The organism is Streptococcus suis (genome assembly GCF_046032515.1).
GTDB lineage: Bacteria > Bacillota > Bacilli > Lactobacillales > Streptococcaceae > Streptococcus > Streptococcus suis_AL.
Genome location: NZ_JARQPJ010000008.1, coordinates 20694 through 39633, shown reverse-complemented (window position 1 = coordinate 39633; position 18940 = coordinate 20694). Strand labels below are relative to the sequence as shown.

The window sequence follows — 18940 nt, the reverse complement described above, 5'->3', positions numbered from 1 at the left end:
TCCTCCTTCCTCATTCACCTATTATTCACGACCTCTCCGAGAATTAATAGGTCCCTTCTTCACCTTGACTCGTCAAAATGACTGGACCATCCTTAGTAATGACAAACTGATGCTCATATTGGCAAGATAAGCCACCATCAAGTGTTTTGTGAGCCCAACCAGTCTTCATATCCGTATCAATTTCCCAAGTCCCTGTATTAATCATAGGCTCGATAGTCAAAACCATGCCCTCACGCAAACGGAGTCCACGCCCTTTAGTTCCATAGTGAGGAACCATCGGCTCTTCGTGGAAGGTTGGTCCAACGCCGTGACCCACCAAGTCACGAACAACACCGTAGCCCAAACCTTCTGCATATTCTTGAATGGCTGCACCAATATCACCGATACGATTGCCAACAACGGCTTGCTCGATACCACGATACAAACATTCCTTAGTCACGTCCATCAAGTTTTGAACTTCCTCAGAGACCTGACCAACCGCATAAGCCCAGCAGGAATCCGCACAACCACCACGATAGGTCTGGGTGATTTTCTTCATAGCCTTAACATCATTAAAGTTGAGCTTAGAAACATCAATTACCGCTTTGTCTAAGGGCTCACTCAAAACCATATCGACCTTCAGCAAATCACCTTCTTTAAGTTTGTAATGACGCGGAAAAGCATGAGCGACCTCATCATTCAATCCACAACAAGTCGCATAAGGATAATCCATCAATTCTCCATCAACACCAATTTGGAGTGGCAAAACATTCTTTTCCTTACACGTTTTACGGACATATTCCTCTACTTCCCACATGTCCACGCCTGGCTTGATAATCTCTCGCAAACCAATATGAATACCAGCCAGAACATCTCCAGCACGGTTCATTGCATCAATTTCTCGTTGTGATTTAATGGTAATCATTCATTCTCCTCATACATTTCTAATTTAAAATCTGTCTTCTTCAAGCTAAATTTTAGATAATTTCTTGTTTTATGGCTATAGCGGTCACTTCCACGATACTGCGCAACCTGTACCAAACCAGCTTTTTTCGCCACCATCTGACTGGCCACATTTTCCTCATGTGTGACAATAATCAGCTCCCTCAGACCAAACTCATAAAAAGCTAGATAGACTAAAGTCCGCACTGCTTCCGTCATCAAACCTCTTCTCCAGTAGTCTTTTTTTAGGAAATAGCTGAGCTCCGCAGAAAGTTGACGTTCATCTATCTTTTCAAAGCAAAGCGCACCAATCATCCTCTCCGAATGCTTATCAACTAAGGCCCAGTTTCCCAATGGTGAACGCATAAATTTTTCAACCATTGTCGAAAAAGCAATATTTCTGTCCTCCAAAGCTGGAAAGATAAAAGGAAGATTTTCGGGATTTGATACAATTTCATAGAAACTTTCTCCATCTTCAAAAGAAAATGGTCGTAAATACAAACGGTCCGTTTCAAAGCAAGCAAACTTCGCTAGTCTTGTCCAAAGTGTCATAGTGTACCCAAGGGGCTGAGAATTACTCCCAGCCCCAGATTGTTTTGTTTTTAAATCGTTTACCTTTTGAGAAAGTAGTTCTCAATTAGACTCTCTAATCCTCAATCAATTGAATATCTGCACCTAATTCTGTCAGCTTATCAATAATATTTGAGTAACCACGTAGAATAAACTCAATGTTTGTAATTTCTGTACGCCCTTGAGCCATTAAACCAGCGATAACCATTGCGGCTCCCGCACGCAAATCAGTAGCTTTAACAGATGTACCAGTCAGTTGATTTGGACCTTCAAAGGCAATATGGTTGTTACGAGTAGAGATTTTTGCTCCAAGATTTGCAAGCTCCTGCACATGACCAACACGTTTTTCATAAATCGTATCAACAATCGTACCAGTCCCTTCTGCCTTAAGCAGTAAAGGTGTAATGGGTTGCTGCAAGTCTGTCGCAAAACCTGGATAAGGTGAAGTTTTCACACTTACCGCCTTCAATTTCTCTTGCTTTTCAACAAAAATACTATCTTCAGAAATGGTCATGCGAACACCCATTTCTTCCAACTTAGCGATATAACTCTCTAAGTGTTCATAAAGGACATTATCAATGCGAATACCTTCACCAACAGCAGCAGCAAGGGCAATATAAGTCCCTGCTTCAATACGGTCTGGAATCACTTGATGACGTGTTCCTTTTAGACTGTCTACGCCTTCAATGGTGATAATATCTGTACCCGCACCACGGATACGTGCCCCCATATTGTTAAGCAAAGTTGCCACGTCAATAATTTCAGGTTCACGCGCCGCATTTTCAATAACTGTACGGCCTTCTGCTTTGACAGCTGCTAAGATAGTATTAATTGTCGCACCGACGCTGACAACATCCATGAAGATATGTGCCCCTTGAATACGCTGACCATTAGTTGCCAAGCGCATATATTCACCTTCATAGGTTGTTTTCGCACCCATGGCTGCGAAGGCCTTCAAGTGCAAATCAATCGGACGCGGACCCAAATCACAACCACCTGGCAAGCCAACAACAGCTTGACCAAAGCGACCAAGGAGGGAACCGTAAAAATAGTAGGATGCACGCAAGCTATTAATTTTACCAAATGGCATAGGCATGTCTTTTACACCACGAGGGTCAATCTCCAAGCTTTCACCATCACGCTTGACCGTCGCGCCCATTGTTTCCATAATATCAACTAAGCTATCTACATCCGAGATTGCAGGTACTCCGTCCAGAGTAACAATCCCATCTGCAAGAATAATGGCCGGAATAAGAGCAACAACTGAGTTTTTGGCACCACTAACGGTAACCGACCCTTTCAGTGTTTTTCCACCATTAATTACAATTTTTCTCATACTAACATTCACTTTCTTAGTTTGCCTAAAAAGGCATACGTTTCATTTTACCACAATGGGTGGTAAAATGCTAGTTATTTGATATATAAAAAAACAGGAGGCAAGTCTGTCTCCTGTTTTGAAAATATTCCTAGTTTATCTTTTGTAGTACTGCTTGTAAAGCATCTACTTTATCCAAGCGTTCCCATGGCAAGTCAATATCCGTACGTCCCATGTGACCATAGGCTGCAGTTTGTTTATAAATTGGACGTTTGAGATCTAACATTTGAATAATACCAGCTGGGCGCAAATCGAAAATCTGACGAACAGCTGCTTCTAATTTACTCTCAGCCACTGTACTTGTACCAAATGTGTCGATGCGAACTGAAACTGGTTGAGCTACACCGATAGCGTAGGCCAATTGAACCTCAGCCTTTTTAGCCAAACCAGCTGCTACGATATTTTTAGCGATGTAGCGTGCCGCATAAGATGCAGAACGGTCCACTTTGGTCGCATCCTTACCAGAGAAAGCACCGCCACCATGACGAGAATAACCACCATAGGTATCCACAATAATCTTACGACCTGTCAAACCAGAGTCCCCTTGAGGTCCGCCAATGACAAAGCGACCAGTTGGGTTGATAAAGTAGTTGGTTTGGTCATCCAGATAATGAGCTGGAATGATGTCCTTAATCACACGTTCAATGACATCCTGACGAATTTGCTCCTGGCTAACTTCTGGATCATGCTGGGTCGAAATAACGACTGTATCCACACGAACAGGTTGATTGTCTTCATCGTATTCAACTGTTACCTGTGACTTAGCATCTGGACGGAGATAAGCAATTTCACCAGATTTTCTCAACTCGGCCAAACGACGCACCAATTTGTGACTAAGTGAAATTGGCAAGGGCATAAGTTCAGGCGTTTCATCTACTGCAAAACCAAACATGAGCCCCTGGTCACCTGCACCAATCAAATCCAATGGATCTTGACTAGCATCTTGACGAGTTTCCAAAGCTTCATTGACGCCTTGGGCAATATCTGGCGATTGCTCTACAAGTGACGGATGAACCCCAACCGACTCAGCTGAAAAACCATACTCACCTTTTGTATAGCCAATCTCCGCAATCGTATCCCGTACCACACGGTTAATATCCACGTAGGCAGTGGTTGAAATCTCTCCAAACACATGAACACTACCTGTATAAACAGCCGTCTCTGCCGCTACGTGCGCATCTGGATCCTCTGCTAAAATAGCATCCAAAATGGCATCTGAAATCTGGTCTGCAATCTTATCCGGATGACCCTCCGAAACAGATTCAGACGTAAACAACTTACGTTCTGACATAAACATGTCCCCCTTAAAATAAATTGTTATCAAGGTTACAAAGCACCGACTGAAAGGAGGGGATTTGCGAAAGACGCCAGTCTTGAGCAAAGAAATAGCATCTACTATCAGCAAGCACTTCCTTCAGTCGCCTTTTCGGGACTTAATAACGTTTCTAGTATATCATAGTTCTTCCAGTATGTGCAGTTCTTTATTGAAAAATAAAAAAGAAGTTACCATACTCTGATAACTTCCTCCTTTTTTAAAATGGCAAGCAATAACTAGTCTCCGACTAGTTCTTTGCGAAAGACTTTTGTCTTGAGCAAAGGGAAATTCCCAGATACATAACGAGAAAGCAATAACTTCCAAGTATGTCTGCGAAAGTTAACTAGTCTGATAACTACCTTTTCGGGACTTAATAACGTTTCTAGTATAGCATATATTAGGTGACTATCCTAGTATTTTTCTAAAAAATAAAGAGAGGTGTGCAAGACAACCTCCCTCACTAAATAAATTCTGCTTCTGCAATTGCCTGTTTAACCACCTCTAGAGGCAAATGAACCAACTCGCATCCTTTTTCCTTATAAAGATACTGAGCATAGTCATCCATGCGGTATTCATTGATATAGACAACCCGCTTACAACCAACCTGTAACAATTGCTTGGAGCAGTTGAGACATGGGAAATGGGTCACATAGGCAGTAAAACCTTTTGGAATTCCCCGCTCCGCTCCTTGTAAAATGGCATTGACTTCCGCATGCAAGGTTCTAGCACAATGACCATCAATCATAAGGCATTCCTGCTCCAAACAATGTTCGGTTCCTGAAACAGAACCATTGTAGCCTGTTGCGATAACCTTATTGTCCTTAACCAAAACCGCACCGACCTTGGCCCGCTTACAAGTCGCCCGATTGGCAATTAAAAGCGCCTGAGCCGCAAAATACTCATCCCAAGCTAAACGATTTGTTGACATGATTTCTCCTTTCTCCACTCAATCCACCATCCCATAAATCTCTGCCAAGTCCTGGGCTGTGACAATACCAACAAGATCCTCTGGCGAATGAAGCTTCCCACTCGCCTGACGACTGACTAGGACGGTTGTGCGCTTACGCCCCTCAAAATGATTAATTACCTGATAAAGATGGGCTGTTATTGGTAGAACGATCACCTGAATACTATCTTCCTCACAAGCTAGTACGTCTTCAAGACTAGCCTCCACCAATTTTTCACGTATAGAGCCCGTTTCCTTACTTGCCTTGGCCAACCAATTTGTCAATCCCTTGTCAGAAACCAGGCCTTGATAAACCTTGTCAGAAAAAATAGGAAACTTAGAAAAATGCTCTTGCTCCACAATTTCTAAAGCCTTTATCAATTTGTCCTTGCCCTCAAAAATAACCGGCTTAATTTTCTGGGTCTTTTGCAAATAGTCGGCAATGGTAATCGGTTCTTGGTACTGGGCTATCACTTTTTCCAAAACAGTGATCAATTCCTGCGAAGGTTGGGCTACTTCCTTCAAACCTGTTCGTTTCTCATGAACCATGAGATTACGCAACTGACGAGCCACATAGAGTTTATCCCAGTTCGCCTCAACGGGATTATGTCGCGTCAATTCCTTTGCCTTGGTCAACATAGAGCCTACATCTGCATATTCCCCATCCGCAACACCGCACACCTTACGCAAGACCTTATCCAAGTCATTGAATAACTCTAAAAAACGGGTTTCATTCATCTTAATCTACCATTGCTGATTTCAAATAGGCATCTACCATCCGCTCAGTCGCAACTACAGAATCCAAATGCGTCCGCTCGTAGGAATGGCTAGACTCAATCCCCGCACCAAGCAGGGCGTGCTTGACATCCGCACCTGCTCGCATAGCCGCTGAAGCATCGGAACCATAATATGGATAAATGTCTAATTTATATGGAATACCATCCCTCTCTGCCAAGGCTACCAAGTGCTGACGGAGTTCATAATGATATGGGCCTGAACCATCTTTGACACAAATAGAAACTGTGTACTCATCCGTCTGCTGGTCATCTCCCATTGCCCCCATATCAACTGCCAAATATTCAACCACCTGAGCAGGAATGCTGGAGTTGGCACCGTAGCCAATCTCTTCATTGTTTGAAAAATAGAAATGTGTCGTATAAGGCAGAGTAATCCCCTCCTCTTTATAGACCTTCAATAGATGGAGCAAGATAGCTGCGGATACCTTATCATCCAAGTGACGACTCTTGATAAAGCCAGTTTCTGTCACAATAGTCCTTGAATCAAAGGAGATAAAATCTCCGACTTCAATACCTAAGGCCCGCGTCTCGTCCGCATTGGTCACTTTTTCGTCCAAACGAATTTCCATATTGGTCTGGTTCCGCTCGGCTGTACTGGCATCTCGATAGACATGGACAGAGGTCTGGTGCATGAGAATAGTACCTGTAAAGGTCTTACCATTTTTAGCACAATGAATTAAGCAGTTTTCTCCCTCAATAGAAGGATATCCAAATCCTCCCACCAAATCCATTTTGAGTCGGCCATCTGGCTTCACTGCACGAACCATGGCCCCCAGTGTGTCCAGGTGAGCAGTCACCATGCGGTGTTCCTGGTCATTTTCCCCCGGAACTGTCACCAAAACACCACCTTTAGCGGTCTTACTAGCAGCATAGCCGAAACTTTCAACCTCTGCCTTGATGTAATTCATAATATCCGTCGTAAAACCAGTTGGCGACGGAGTGTTGGTCAATGTAACAATGTAATCAAGTGTCTTCATGAAAACCTCCTTATTTGAAACTATTATATCACGTTTTAGGTGAATTTTTTGCTATAATGAAGACATGAAAACCTACCAGAAGATTTATTTACTATTAAAAGAAAAAGACGACTATATGAGCGGAGAAGATTTGGCTCAGGAATTGGGTATTTCTCGGACTTCAGTTTGGAAAGCCATTCGCCAGTTAGAAACGCATGGTTTAACTATTGAGGCTGCCCGCAATCGTGGCTACAAATTGGCCGATGGGGATTTGCTACTGCCAGACTTGATTGCAAAGGAACTCCAACTGCCTGTCTACCTGAAAGCTGACAGCGATTCGACCCAGCTAGATGCCAAACAAGGTATTGAATCAGGTCATACTAGTCCTGCCCTATATCTAGCTCCCTATCAGAATAAAGCCAAGGGGCGATTTGGGAGACCCTTTTATGCCTCCAAGTCAGGCGGCATTTATATGTCGCTTCGTCTCTCTCCCAATGTTCCATTTCTAGAATTTAAGCCCTACACCATTTTAGCTGCAGCTGCTGTTGTGAAGGCCATTCAATCTCTTTGCGACTTGGACGTCCAAATCAAGTGGGTCAATGACATCTATCTCGGACACAAAAAGGTCGCTGGCATCCTCACTGAGGCTATCTCTTCTATGGAAAACCAACGGGTAACCGATGTCATTATCGGTGTCGGCATCAATGTTCGCATAGACGATTTCCCTAAGGAATTACAACAATCTGCAGGAAATCTTTTCGAGGAACAACCACCATTTACCCGCAATCAACTCATTACTGCCATCTGGAAAGCCTTCTTAGAAACCGATGAGAAGGAACTAATTGCCCTTTACAAAGAAAAATCACTTGTCGTTGGCCAACAAGTGAGCTTTGTAGAAAATCAAGTTGAATTTAAGGGGACTGCCATCGCTGTTACTGATACAGGAAACCTGGTTATCCAGTTAGATAACGGCAAAGTAAAAATTATCTCCAGTGGAGAAATCAGCCTTACTTCTTGGTCTGCTTCTCCACCAAACGAATAAATTTAGTCACCTTGTAAGCAAAATGAAGATTCCGATAGGCGATAAAGGCGTAGATACCTGCAATCAAGAAATCTCCTGTCAAAATCGATGCATTCATAAAATAAACAGCTAAAATAGTTGTAATGGCTAAAAAAAGAAATTGTGGAAGTTTCATAAAATAGATTATACCAAAAATTCAGTCAACTGGCTGAATTTTTATATGCTTTCTTGATAGGTTTCGATTCTTTTCTAAACAAGAAAACACCAATCTAATTGGTGCTTTCTTAAGGAGATATGAAAAATATTTAGGATTGAAAATAGTATAAAATATCTATCAAAACTATTCGGGAGTGGGAAAGAACTCGACCATTCATAGAAGAGTTCGTCAACAAGTCTTTATTTCTAGTTGTTGAGCTGAAACAGTCTATTCCCAGACTGTTTCACTCCCACCCCCGCACAGTTGATTAGGTCAGATTTGGAGTGTAAAACACGAACAAATCTGCCAATCAACCACTGCGCTGAGATGTTGACACTAACTTTGAGAAGCGGTGCTGAGCTTTTTGCTCAGCCTCATTTTCTAATCATTTCTAATCTCAACTGTATCTGCGAGAAAGCCAAATTCTTCTGGGACTGGACTGGCTTCTTTTTCGATTTCCTGTGTCTTTTGACCTTTTGCTTTCGCCGAAAATTCAGCACGAATACTTACCCAATCTTCCTGAGCAATAGCTAAAATCTGTGGAGAAAAACCTGCGGCCTTGCTGAGAATATTTCCAAACATGGTATTGAGATTGTCACGCTTCATCGTCTGTTCAGCATTAAGCGGAGAATCAAAGGCTAGAATCGCATGATTTTCATTGGCAGCGACTGGCTGGGAACCAACCAACAAGGCACGATCTGCACCTGACAGACTCTCGATAATTTCTCCCCAAGCATTCTGCAAGCGAGTCAAATTTTCACGCGCCAAGGTTGGATTTTCCATAGCTTCCTGCAAAATGGCATGAACCTTGCTGGTATCCAATCGGTACTTCTTCGGAGCCTGTGGCTTGCGTGAAACTGACTTAACAGTACTTGGTTGACTAGATAATTGACCTAGTTGTTTCTGTAAATCCGCAACTTGTTGTTGCAGACTGGCTAGTTGACCCAGTAAATCAGCTGGCAGCTCTGCCATTGCCCCCGAAGGAGAACTATCTTCAGCCAACCGAATAGTCATCATTTCAGCGTAAATCTTGGGTTGAGGACTGGACTTGATGTCCGCCAAACCCCTGGTCACCATCTCAATCATGGTAAAAATCCGTGCCTGCTCAAGAGCTAGATTTTCTGAAAAACCTGTTGTTAAATGCGTATCCTCACCACCCGTCTGCACGATAAGGACATCTCTCAAATAGTGCAAAAGATCTGTCGCAAAACGGCTCATACTCTTTCCTTGGTCAAACAAGGTTTGTAGATGCTGGAGAGCTGTGACACTATCCCCTTGACGCAGACTTGCCACATAGTCATCCAAGGCACGCAAGCTGATAGAACCCGTAATTTCCTCAGCAATTTCCAAGGTCACTTGCTGGTCCTGACTAAGGCTGAGAGCCTGATCCAAAATGGATAGGGCATCCCGCATCCCCCCTTCTGCCCGACGCGCAATGATCGTCAGAGCCTGCTCGTCAAAGATTAGCCCTTCCTTGGTCAAAATTGCAGCCAAGTGCTCCTGAATGTCCGTCACCTTAATGGACTTAAATTCAAATCGTTGCACCCTTGACAGAATGGTAGCAGGAATCTTGTGTAATTCCGTCGTTGCTAGAATAAAGACCACATTTTCAGTCGGCTCTTCCAAGGTCTTCAAGAGGGCATTGAAGGCTCCAGTAGACAGCATGTGGACCTCGTCGATGATATAGACCTTATAGGTCGCAAGACTAGCTGCATAGGTCGATTTATCACGAATATCACGGATTTCATCCACACCATTGTTGGAAGCAGCATCAATCTCAATGACATCTTCCAGACTGCCCTCGGTAATGGCCTGACAGATATAGCAATCGTTACAAGGCTCGCCTCCAACCTGATTAGGACAGTTCATGGCCTTGGCAAAAATCTTAGCTGCCGATGTCTTACCCGTACCACGAGGACCTGAAAAGAGATAGGCATGACTGATTTTCCCCTGTTCAATGGCCTGTTTGAGTGTGGTCGCAACCACCTCCTGCCCCACCATCTCCCCAAAGGTCTGGCTTCGGTACTTCCTATATAAAGCTTGGTACATTAGCGTTTTTCTCCAAACATAGCAAAATTCCAGTCCGTCTTCTCAACCAAGTGAGCAACGAACTGCTCTAGGTATTCTTGATCAATGGCATCGTAATCAGCTACCAATCTCGAATCCAAGTCCAAAACGCCCAGCAACTGGTCGTTTTTCACCATTGGCACAACGATTTCTGATAGGGCTGTCGCATCGCAGGAAATATAGTTATCATGTAGACGAACATCGTCTACGAGAATAGTCTGGCGCTTAGCTGCAGCCTCACCGCAGACACCCTTTCCAAGTTCAATATGAACACAGGAAACGCCACCCTGAAAAGGCCCCAAAATCAATTCCTGACCATCATACAAGTAAAATCCTGTAAAGACAGAGTTTGGTAGAGCTTGATTGAGCAAAGCAGAAGCATTTGATAGATTGGCTAAAGCATTGGTTTCACCATCAAGAAGAGCTTCCAATTGAGCCAATAATAGTTGATAATTTGAAATTTTTTCTTGTTTTGTCATAGAAACATTATAGCATAGAAAGACGGAGCATGACAGTGCCGACTGTTAGAAATCAGCAAAAAACGAGACCTGTCGATCTCGTTTACAGGGTTCTTAATTAAGATGACTTGCCTGAACGTCTTTTCACAACTAGACCTGCTAGTCCCAATAAGCCCAGACCTGTCAGATGTAGGACGGAGCTGACTTCACCAGTGGCTGGTAAAGTTTTTGTCTGTGACTGACTAGTTGATGCAGGTTTGACAGTTGACTGTTTGCTTTGGCTTGCTGGTGCCGCAGGCTCCTTATCTCCCTGTTTGGTTGCTTGTTTTTCTGATGCTGACTGTTCAGTTGGCTTCGCAGTTGGTCTTTCAACCGACTTCTCAACTGGTTGTTCGGTTGGGGTTTCAACTAGCTGTTCGGCCGGTTTTTCAGTTGGAGTTTCAACCGGCTGTTCAACTTGCTTGTCTGTCGGCATTGTGTAGTCTTTCAAGTAGTAGAAGGTGTATCTCTTGCTAAGGCTATTTTTAGCGTCTTCATACGTAACTGTTTGTCTTTCGTGAGCTGATGTCCAACCTTCAAATGCTAGGGGTTCTAGAACAACACTCTCCCCTGGTTTGAGTGTATACTCAATTTCTTTTAACACATCAACTTTTTGGCCAGGTTCAATTTGTTCCTCAGTATAGACAGCCTTAATCGTGATCGATTGATCTACTGGAACTGTCGGAATTGCCTTTGATGCAGCAATATTAGCCATTGCTTTTTCAAGTTTTTGAGTAATTTCTTTATGGTAAGCGATTTGATGATCCCAGTATTCAGGAGTCCAACCTATAGCGTTGATAATATCTTGATCTGTCAAGACTAGACCTACTGGTTTAGCAAATAAGCGTTGCTCCAATACTAATTCCGAATGGAGTACAGATAAATTACTGTCCGCAAATATTTTTTCTAAATCATTCGCTTCATACGTAATATTATCAACTCCTAGCTCTTTCTTATAAACTTCGAATGCTTTTAATATCGTAGTATGAAATTCATCAAATACTTTCTGATATTCCACACGTTGTTCAGGTCTAATTAAGGAGTCAATAGAAGGAGCTTTGTCATAGTATACCTTAACAGTCTTATTAGCAACTAGTCTGAAAGTACCACCTTTCCCATAGGTCCATGAGTCAAAGCCCTCAGACTTACCTACTCTATAACCTGATATTACCGGAAAGTCAAAGCTTACCTCAGTTCCTTCAACTCCACTCTGCTGAATGGTTTGGAGAACTTGACCGTCTTGATCTACCAACTCAATGGTATACGGAACCGTTGCCTTATCCTTACTCACCAAGTCAAAGCGATAATAGTTTTCACCAGCCGCTACTTTCTCATAAGTAATTTCATAGTACTGCGGACTATTTTCTGCCAAATCTGCGAAATCAATCCATACTGGAATACCACCTTTATCAATAACCCCTCTGTCATATAACTCTCCAGGGTTAATATAGCTTGTATAGCCATCATAGTATTGGCCATCTACATACCATTCAACCGTATAGGGGAGTCCCTGTTGTTTTGGAGTTTCAACTTGTGTATACGAATACATTAAGATACCTTCAGAGAAAGCAGGCGGTGTATAAGAGGTTTCCTTTAGCGTATATCCTTCAAACTCTCTAGGTGCAGCAATCTCTTGTCCTGGCTGGACTTCTATGTAACTCCCCCAGCCTTCAAGTTTTACTCTTGTGCCATCTAGATTTTGCCCACTGTAGTATACAACCACCCCAATGGGCTGGTCAGAAGTATTTACATAGGTCTCTGCATAAACCTTGGTCAAACCAAAATTTGTCAGTCCCACCGGCTCAACCAAGCCTCCCAAGACAGTGACCGCTGCCAAACTCAGACCCAGCTTGCTCAACTTGGCAAGTCGCTTCTTCCTAGAACTTCTTTTCATATGAAAAACCTCCATTTATATAAAACTTTTATGCCAAAAGGCACGCTTACCAGTATACTAAAAAAAAAAAGCAAACTGTCAAGCAATTATGCCCTTAGTATGCAAATATTCGGTTCTTTCATGGTTTTCAGTAGATTTTTCATATTTTCAGAAAAAGAAAAAGGCTTGCGCCTATTTCCACATCCAGTACATAATCACTGCATCAATCAATACCCCTATAGCCCAGGCTAGTTGAAAATACTTTTTCTGTGTCTTATGCCGAAAATGGGTGCCACCTGCCCAGGCACCCAGCCCGCCACCAAAATAGGACATGAGTAATAAGGTCTTTTCTGAAATCCGATAGGCGTTCTTTCTTGCCTTACCTTTATCCATACCATAGGTGATGAAGACAAGTAAATTCCACACTACTAGCGCCATACTAACCATCTGTTTGATTGACATACATTCCTCCAATTAAGTCACATTTCTTCTTACTCTAACATAATCCAAAACAGGACACAAGAAAAAACGATTCGGAAATCCGAATCGTTACATTTCTGCCAGTGTATCCTCTAACCATTTGAGCTGGGCACGGTTGCGTTCAATAGACCGTGTCAAAATCAAATAGTGTCCATAATTGTCTTGGATACTTTCCTTGGTTGAGAACAGCTCAACTTTACGACTGTCTAGGTGTTTTAAGTGCTTGGTGACTAGTTCAATTTGACTCTGCAACAAACCAGGAATCCGTGGGTCATCCTTTTCACGGATAAAAAACATCTTGATTGAAAACAAGTCTTTTTGCTGAGGCGTTTCTTCATTTGGAATGGATAGCCATTCGTCTAAAATCTGACGACCAGTAGCCGTCATCGCATACTGCTTTTCCTTTTCATTTCCAGGTACTGCATGACAAGTAATCAATTCTTCCTTGGTCATACGTTTTAATTCTGGATAGACTTGGCTATGGGCAACCTGCCAAAATTCGCCTAAATCACGTTGAACATAGTCGGTAATCTGTTTGCCAGTTACCATTTGACCGCTAGCACCCATAATCCCTAATATAATATGAGGTAATATCCTTTGCTTCGGCATCTTAACCACGCTCTCTTAATATACTCTCCACCTTGGTGTTAATCAAGTCGATGGCTACAACGTTGCTGACGCCTTCAGGAATGACGATATCTGCATAGCGCTTGGTTGGCTCGATAAACTGGTGATACATTGGTTTCACCACCGAGGTGTACTGCTCAATGATACTATCTAAGCTACGGCCACGCTCTTCCATGTCTCTCTTAATGCGGCGAATGATACGAATATCGTCATCAGTATCGACGAATATCTTAATATCCATTAAATCCCGCAACCGTTTGTCTTCCAATACTAAAATACCTTCCACAATAAATACATCTTGTGGTTCCTGACGATAGGTCTTCTCTGAACGTGTGTGCTGAGTGTAATCATAAATCGGAATATCCACTGAACGTCCTGCTAATAGCTCACTGATATGATAAATCATCAAATCCGTATCAAAAGCCAGTGGATGGTCATAATTGGTCAATATCCGTTCTTCAAAGGTTAGGTGTGACTGATTCTTATAGTAAGAATCGTGTTCAATCATTGATATGCGAGCATTTGGGAAATTATCCAGAATGGCACGCGACACACTTGTCTTGCCACCCCCAGATCCGCCGGTTACGCCAATAATAATGGGTTTCTGAGTCATCATCATCTCCTTCTATTTTCAATACTATTTTACCATGAAACATGGTATAATGGAAAGGATAACACAAAAGAAATGAGAATTTATGCTAAATTTTGGTATTATTGGTACCTCAGACATCAGTCACAAGTTCATTTTCTCCGCTCATTTGAGTAAATATCTTCAATTATCAGCGATATTTTCAAGAAAAGTGGAAACCGCTATGTCATTTTCAACAAATTACGAAAATGTAAAATTATACACAGAATGGATAAAATTCCTTTCTGCACCGATTGACTTGGTCTATATTGCCAGTCCAAATGCCCTGCATTTTGAACATGCAAAAGCTGTTCTCAAGGCCGGCAAACACGCTATCGTTGAAAAGCCTATGGTGTCCACACCTCAAGAATTGGCCCAACTTCGTCAGATTGCCAAGGAAAATGGTGTCTTCCTATTTGAAGCTGCCCGCAATTACCACGAGGAAGCCATCGCTATTATTAGGGACTTCTTGAAAGATAAGACTGTTTTGGGGGCCAACTTCTCCTATGCCAAATACTCTTCCAAAATGCCTGACCTCTTGGCAGGACAGACCCCAAATATCTTTTCAACTGATTTTTCAGGCGGAGCCTTAATGGATCTGGGTGTCTATACGCTCTATACTGCCATCGGCCTCTTTGGCAGACCAAATGCAGCCCGATACACTGCTCAACAACTCCCTTCATCCATTGATTTGAATGGGACTGGGCAACTGACTTATGATGATTTTCTCGTAAGTATTCAGGCTGGAAAGAATATCACTAGCAATCTACCAAGCGAAATATATACCAGTGAGGGAACTCTCACCCTCAACGCCTGCCAGCATATCAGCTCTGCTATTTTCACAAAACATGATGGTAGCCAAGTAGTCCTACCTATCCGAGCTCAGGAAGATGCTATGCTGGAAGAGGTACAAGCAATTGCCCAAGCTATACAGACAGGCAATCACGACCTAGCCAATGAATGGCTGGATGTGGCAGAAATCGTCCATCAAACACTTTACACCATGCGTCAAGACGCAGGAATAATCTTTAAGGCGGATAACAATGAAATCTAAATTTCCCTCCAGCTGGACGGACCAGCTTACCCTACTTGGCTTTGAGGACTTTACTCCTATCCAAGTCCAGGCCTTTGAGCCTATTGCAAACGGCAAGTCCCTTCTAGCTATCAGCCCAACAGGTACAGGAAAAACCCTTGCCTACCTCTGGCCTAGTCTATTAGCCCTAACTCCTAAAAAAGCTCAACAATTGCTCATCCTCGCACCAAATACAGAACTGGCCGGCCAAATATTTGATGTTTGTAAGACTTGGTCGGAGACAATTGGGTTGACTGCTCAACTATTCTTGTCTGGTTCCAGTCAAAAACGCCAGATTGAGCGACTAAAAAAAGGACCAGAAATCCTGATTGGAACACCTGGTCGTATTTTCGAGTTGATTAAATTGAAAAAAATCAAGATGATGAATATCAACACCATCGTCCTAGATGAGTTTGATCAGCTATTCTCCGATTCTCAATATCAGTTTGTTGAAAAGATTATCAACTATGTACCTCGTGACCACCAGTTAATCTACATGAGTGCAACAGCTAAATTTGACCGTCAAAAAATTGCTGAGGACATTGAAAGCATTGATTTATCTGAGCAGAAATTGGATAATATCCAACATTGCTATATGATGGTAGATAAGCGTGACCGTTTGGAAACTCTACGTAAGTTTGCCAATATCCCTGATTTTCGTGCTCTTGCATTTTTTAACAGCCTATCAGACCTTGGTGCAAGCGAAGATAAACTACTCTATAATGGTGTGAATGCAGTTTCATTGGCTTCTGATGTCAACGTAAAATTCCGTAAGGTCATCATCGAACGTTTCAAAAATCACGAACTCAATCTTCTACTTGCTACAGATATGGTCGCACGCGGTATTGATATTGATAACTTAGAATGTGTCCTCAACTTTGAAGTTCCTTTTGACCAAGAAGCCTACACTCATCGTTCTGGACGTACTGGACGCATGGGCAAGGAAGGTCTTGTCATCACCCTAGTATCTAGTCCTAGCGAACTAAAACAATTGAAAAAGTATGCCTCCGTCCAAGAAGTCATTCTCAAGAATCAAGAGCTCTACAAAATATAATGAACAATATACAAAAGGCTTAGAACCAGTGTTTCTACTAACATGATTCTAAGCCTTTTATCATTCTTACTGGGCTGGACCAGATAATTCTTGTGAATAATAGATTAATTGAGGATTGAGAGGACTGGCGAGTAAGTCTGTTACAGTAACCATATTGTAGCCCTCGCCTGTTAAATATTGCAATACAGACTCGAGGCTATCAACTGTTGACTGATGAATATCATGCATTAGGATAATACTTCCTGGACAAGTCTGTTCTTTTATTTCTTTCAAAATGGCTTGGGGATTGCGACTCTTCCAATCTTTAGAATCGACCGACCAATAAATCGATGGAAGTCCCATCTGATTGACAACGGCCTGGTTAACCGAACCATAAGGAGGGCGAACCATTGTTGGTACAATACCTGCAGCTTCAGTAATAGCTGCCTGTGTATCTTGAATTTCTCTCTGTACTTGGTCCCCAGAAATAGTGACTAGATTGGGATGATTCCACGTATGGTTGGCGATGACGTGCCCTTCCGCTATCATTCTACAGAGAATAGCTTCATTCCCAGCTACAGCCTTACCAACAACAAAGAAAGTTGCTTTGGCATTATATTTTTTCAGTAAATCTAAAACTACCGGTGTTGTGTTCGGATTTGGTCCATCATCAAAGGTTAGAGCGACCTGTCTCAAATGTTTCTTATCCACAACTTGTGCAGCCATATACTCATCATAGCCAACCTTATCAACATCTACTAGATAATCACTCTTCACTACTGGGTACAAATCTGAAATTAGTAGAACCAACTGGTTGACGCCGTAACCATCTGGTAATTGTAAGGTTAATTGGCTGTCTCCATAACTAAAGGAAATCGCATTTAAGTCTAGTGTTTCAAATTTTTTGACAATCGCTTCTACATCAGTCTCTTTCATTCCTTGAGCAAGTAAGGCTTCTCTTAGATGATCAACAATAATACTTGCTGCAGAGGATAAATTAGGTAATAAATCTTCCAGAGTAAACAATTCATTGTCCTGCGTCAATAACACACGCTCAGACGGGAGTTTATCCTGCTTTGTAATTTGCAAGTTGTCTACTTTATAGTGCTCCGCTTGAATTTCACGAGCTGTTACATTTTTAAAATTTGTTTTTCCCTCTATTGATGAAACAAAGACCAGTTTTTGAATTTTTCCTGCTGGTTTTTTATGACCAAAGCGTCTTTGAACATAGGAAATCATTCGACTTTCTACAGGTCCTAAGACATGACCAGCATCATCTGTAGGTAAGGTAGCCACAACATGGGTCGTATCAATATTTCCCTCTTGAATTTTGCCCTTGCCTTTAGCGAGGATGGTTTGTTGTTTTTCCTCGATAAACTGACTAACCTGTCTTTCTTGAAGTCCTGCAAGTAACCATACAGCCAAACTTACCATTATGCCGAGCAAGGCGATGTTAATTCCCAACCAAAAACTAACTTTTTTCATCTCCAACCTCCCATTCAAAACATATATAAACTATGCTAAATCATTTAAAGGCTCTTGTCAAGACAGTTCTATAAAAACTCGTAAAAAGATTAGGTAATACTCTTCAAAAATCAAAATTATCCGTTGTCAAGAGCCTTGATGAGTGAAAAGCTCCAGTGGAGGTTTTCAGCCTGTTACCTTGAAATAAGAAAGTAACAGAGTTCTATCTTCGGATTCGTTTCCTAGGCTACTTTTGATTTTCATTGAGTATAAATAATTGATTTGCTTCCTAATGCCCTCCCTTCTGCCATTTTCTGATTTTTTTGAAAAGAAAAAGGCTGGGCAAAAAGCTCAACCTCACTTCTCAGGGTTCGTGTCAACATCTCAGCGCAGTGGTTGATTGGGTTTAACAGTCCAGTGGACTGTTAAAGGTTGGAGATAGGATTTGCGAAGCAAATCTCAGCAATTCGTGTTTTACACTCCAAATCTGACCATTACGACTGATGCGAACAGAGTTCGCTTCATTTCCAACCTCCAACAGTCACTACTCTGACTGTTGGAGCTATGCGGGGGTGGGAGTGAAACAGTCTGGGAATAGACTGTTTCAGCTCAACAACTAGAAATAAAGACTTGTTGACGAACTCTTTTTTAACCAGTCGAGTTCTTTCCCGCTCCCTCTAAATTAATCTGCACGAATGACTTCCACACGGTAGCCATCTGGATCTGTTACAAAATAATAACGACCTGGACTTCCTGGCAAGCCCTTGATGTCTGTCGTTGGATAGCCCAGCTCCTTATGCTTAGCATTATCACCTTCTAAATCATCTGAAGAAAGAGCTAGATGCGAGAAGCCGTCGCCTACGCTATAGGGACCATGATCATAATTGTAGGTCAATTCAATCTCAAAGTCATCTCCTTCAAGTGCTAAGTAAACCAAGGTAAACTTGTGCTCTGGATAGTCCTTGCGACGGGTTTCTTTAAAGCCAAACCCTTCTTCATAGAACTTTTGCGATGCTTCTAAATTCTCAACACGCAAACAAGCGTGCAACATTTTTTTACTTGCCATAATAAATTCCTCCTACCATTTAATACCACCAGTATA

19 protein-coding genes are annotated in these 18940 nt (G+C 42.2%); 3 read left to right on the top strand and 16 right to left on the bottom strand.

What is annotated here, in order from left to right; all coding sequences use genetic code 11:
* Positions 1–43: 43 nt before the first annotated feature.
* The 7 genes from P7J49_RS04995 to P7J49_RS04965 form a co-directional block, all read right to left on the bottom strand.
* The gene (locus tag P7J49_RS04995) at positions 44–904 is read right to left on the bottom strand and encodes a methionyl aminopeptidase (protein ID WP_024384998.1); all 861 of its coding nucleotides are present in this window, start codon (positions 902–904) and stop codon (positions 44–46) included.
* Positions 901–1473, bottom strand: a complete 573-nt coding sequence (locus P7J49_RS04990) for a GNAT family N-acetyltransferase (protein ID WP_044753953.1) — start codon at positions 1471–1473, stop codon at positions 901–903. The genes P7J49_RS04995 and P7J49_RS04990 overlap by 4 nt, the downstream gene beginning before the upstream one ends.
* A gap of 94 nt (positions 1474–1567) precedes the next feature.
* The gene (locus P7J49_RS04985) at positions 1568–2827 is read right to left on the bottom strand and encodes a UDP-N-acetylglucosamine 1-carboxyvinyltransferase (RefSeq protein WP_408556083.1); all 1260 of its coding nucleotides are present in this window, start codon (positions 2825–2827) and stop codon (positions 1568–1570) included.
* Positions 2828–2957: 130 nt separating this feature from the next.
* Entirely contained in the window at positions 2958–4157 is a 1200-nt protein-coding gene (gene metK, locus P7J49_RS04980) for a methionine adenosyltransferase (protein ID WP_408569741.1), read from the bottom strand.
* A 484-nt stretch (positions 4158–4641) separates the two neighbouring features.
* On the bottom strand, positions 4642–5109 hold the full coding sequence (locus tag P7J49_RS04975; protein ID WP_029176832.1) for a deoxycytidylate deaminase: 468 nt from the start codon (positions 5107–5109) through the stop codon (positions 4642–4644).
* Positions 5110–5127: 18 nt separating this feature from the next.
* Positions 5128–5865 (bottom strand): hypothetical protein, encoded by a 738-nt coding sequence (locus P7J49_RS04970; RefSeq protein WP_023371069.1) that lies wholly within the window; start codon positions 5863–5865, stop codon positions 5128–5130.
* 1 nt (position 5866) lies between these two features.
* A complete protein-coding gene (locus P7J49_RS04965) occupies positions 5867–6901 on the bottom strand; it encodes a M42 family metallopeptidase (RefSeq protein ID WP_408569740.1) in 1035 nt (344 codons plus the stop codon).
* Positions 6902–6965: 64 nt separating this feature from the next.
* Between P7J49_RS04965 and birA the strand changes: the two genes are divergently transcribed.
* Positions 6966–7922, top strand: coding sequence for a bifunctional biotin--[acetyl-CoA-carboxylase] ligase/biotin operon repressor BirA (birA, locus tag P7J49_RS04960; RefSeq protein ID WP_408569738.1), 957 nt, complete (start codon positions 6966–6968; stop codon positions 7920–7922).
* Here birA and P7J49_RS04955 read toward each other — a convergent pair.
* The 7 genes from P7J49_RS04955 to udk all read right to left on the bottom strand — a co-directional run bounded on the left by P7J49_RS04955 (position 7888) and on the right by udk (position 14254).
* Positions 7888–8076: a DUF3272 domain-containing protein gene (locus P7J49_RS04955; protein WP_002936839.1), complete on the bottom strand. Its 189-nt coding sequence runs from the start codon at positions 8074–8076 to the stop codon at positions 7888–7890. The two genes, birA and P7J49_RS04955, sit on opposite strands and share 35 nt — an antisense overlap.
* Before the next feature lie 402 nt (positions 8077–8478).
* Positions 8479–10146, bottom strand: a complete 1668-nt coding sequence (dnaX, locus tag P7J49_RS04950) for a DNA polymerase III subunit gamma/tau (protein WP_408569736.1) — start codon at positions 10144–10146, stop codon at positions 8479–8481.
* Positions 10146–10643 (bottom strand): GAF domain-containing protein, encoded by a 498-nt coding sequence (locus tag P7J49_RS04945; RefSeq protein ID WP_408569734.1) that lies wholly within the window; start codon positions 10641–10643, stop codon positions 10146–10148. The genes dnaX and P7J49_RS04945 overlap by 1 nt, the downstream gene beginning before the upstream one ends.
* Before the next feature lie 97 nt (positions 10644–10740).
* Positions 10741–12555: an LPXTG cell wall anchor domain-containing protein gene (locus P7J49_RS04940; RefSeq protein ID WP_408569732.1), complete on the bottom strand. Its 1815-nt coding sequence runs from the start codon at positions 12553–12555 to the stop codon at positions 10741–10743.
* A gap of 171 nt (positions 12556–12726) precedes the next feature.
* On the bottom strand, positions 12727–12996 hold the full coding sequence (locus P7J49_RS04935) for a DUF1294 domain-containing protein (protein ID WP_012775285.1): 270 nt from the start codon (positions 12994–12996) through the stop codon (positions 12727–12729).
* Between the two features lie 87 nt (positions 12997–13083).
* Complete coding sequence (locus tag P7J49_RS04930) at positions 13084–13623, bottom strand: PadR family transcriptional regulator (protein WP_024376722.1); 540 nt, start codon at positions 13621–13623, stop codon at positions 13084–13086.
* A gap of 1 nt (position 13624) precedes the next feature.
* Positions 13625–14254 (bottom strand): uridine kinase, encoded by a 630-nt coding sequence (gene udk / locus P7J49_RS04925; protein WP_002936217.1) that lies wholly within the window; start codon positions 14252–14254, stop codon positions 13625–13627.
* A gap of 82 nt (positions 14255–14336) precedes the next feature.
* Here udk and P7J49_RS04920 point away from each other — a divergent pair, with 82 nt between their 5' ends.
* Together P7J49_RS04920 and P7J49_RS04915 are read left to right on the top strand one after the other, a co-directional pair.
* On the top strand, positions 14337–15323 hold the full coding sequence (locus P7J49_RS04920; protein WP_408569730.1) for a Gfo/Idh/MocA family protein: 987 nt from the start codon (positions 14337–14339) through the stop codon (positions 15321–15323).
* A complete protein-coding gene (locus tag P7J49_RS04915; RefSeq protein WP_002940205.1) occupies positions 15313–16395 on the top strand; it encodes a DEAD/DEAH box helicase in 1083 nt (360 codons plus the stop codon). Before P7J49_RS04920 ends, P7J49_RS04915 begins: the two co-directional genes overlap by 11 nt.
* Positions 16396–16461: 66 nt before the next feature.
* On the opposite strand, the gene P7J49_RS04910 is transcribed toward P7J49_RS04915, so the two are convergent.
* A complete protein-coding gene (locus tag P7J49_RS04910) occupies positions 16462–17859 on the bottom strand; it encodes a polysaccharide deacetylase family protein (protein ID WP_408569728.1) in 1398 nt (465 codons plus the stop codon).
* A 661-nt stretch (positions 17860–18520) separates the two neighbouring features.
* Positions 18521–18904, bottom strand: a complete 384-nt coding sequence (locus P7J49_RS04905) for a VOC family protein (protein ID WP_024380057.1) — start codon at positions 18902–18904, stop codon at positions 18521–18523.
* Between the last annotated feature and the right edge of the window lie 36 nt (positions 18905–18940).

Bases quoted from the DNA above. Each gene is read 5' to 3' on its own strand.
- P7J49_RS04995 (WP_024384998.1), bottom strand. From the start codon at position 904: ATGATTACCATTAAATCACAACGAGAAATTGATGCAATGAACCGTGCT.
- P7J49_RS04990 (WP_044753953.1), bottom strand. From the start codon at position 1,473: ATGACACTTTGGACAAGACTAGCGAAGTTTGCTTGCTTTGAAACGGAC.
- P7J49_RS04985 (WP_408556083.1), bottom strand. From the start codon at position 2,827: ATGAGAAAAATTGTAATTAATGGTGGAAAAACACTGAAAGGGTCGGTT.
- metK (WP_408569741.1), bottom strand. From the start codon at position 4,157: ATGTCAGAACGTAAGTTGTTTACGTCTGAATCTGTTTCGGAGGGTCAT.
- P7J49_RS04975 (WP_029176832.1), bottom strand. From the start codon at position 5,109: ATGTCAACAAATCGTTTAGCTTGGGATGAGTATTTTGCGGCTCAGGCG.
- P7J49_RS04970 (WP_023371069.1), bottom strand. From the start codon at position 5,865: ATGAATGAAACCCGTTTTTTAGAGTTATTCAATGACTTGGATAAGGTC.
- P7J49_RS04965 (WP_408569740.1), bottom strand. From the start codon at position 6,901: ATGAAGACACTTGATTACATTGTTACATTGACCAACACTCCGTCGCCA.
- birA (WP_408569738.1), top strand. From the start codon at position 6,966: ATGAAAACCTACCAGAAGATTTATTTACTATTAAAAGAAAAAGACGAC.
- P7J49_RS04955 (WP_002936839.1), bottom strand. From the start codon at position 8,076: ATGAAACTTCCACAATTTCTTTTTTTAGCCATTACAACTATTTTAGCT.
- dnaX (WP_408569736.1), bottom strand. From the start codon at position 10,146: ATGTACCAAGCTTTATATAGGAAGTACCGAAGCCAGACCTTTGGGGAG.
- P7J49_RS04945 (WP_408569734.1), bottom strand. From the start codon at position 10,643: ATGACAAAACAAGAAAAAATTTCAAATTATCAACTATTATTGGCTCAA.
- P7J49_RS04940 (WP_408569732.1), bottom strand. From the start codon at position 12,555: ATGAAAAGAAGTTCTAGGAAGAAGCGACTTGCCAAGTTGAGCAAGCTG.
- P7J49_RS04935 (WP_012775285.1), bottom strand. From the start codon at position 12,996: ATGTCAATCAAACAGATGGTTAGTATGGCGCTAGTAGTGTGGAATTTA.
- P7J49_RS04930 (WP_024376722.1), bottom strand. From the start codon at position 13,623: ATGCCGAAGCAAAGGATATTACCTCATATTATATTAGGGATTATGGGT.
- udk (WP_002936217.1), bottom strand. From the start codon at position 14,254: ATGACTCAGAAACCCATTATTATTGGCGTAACCGGCGGATCTGGGGGT.
- P7J49_RS04920 (WP_408569730.1), top strand. From the start codon at position 14,337: ATGCTAAATTTTGGTATTATTGGTACCTCAGACATCAGTCACAAGTTC.
- P7J49_RS04915 (WP_002940205.1), top strand. From the start codon at position 15,313: ATGAAATCTAAATTTCCCTCCAGCTGGACGGACCAGCTTACCCTACTT.
- P7J49_RS04910 (WP_408569728.1), bottom strand. From the start codon at position 17,859: ATGAAAAAAGTTAGTTTTTGGTTGGGAATTAACATCGCCTTGCTCGGC.
- P7J49_RS04905 (WP_024380057.1), bottom strand. From the start codon at position 18,904: ATGGCAAGTAAAAAAATGTTGCACGCTTGTTTGCGTGTTGAGAATTTA.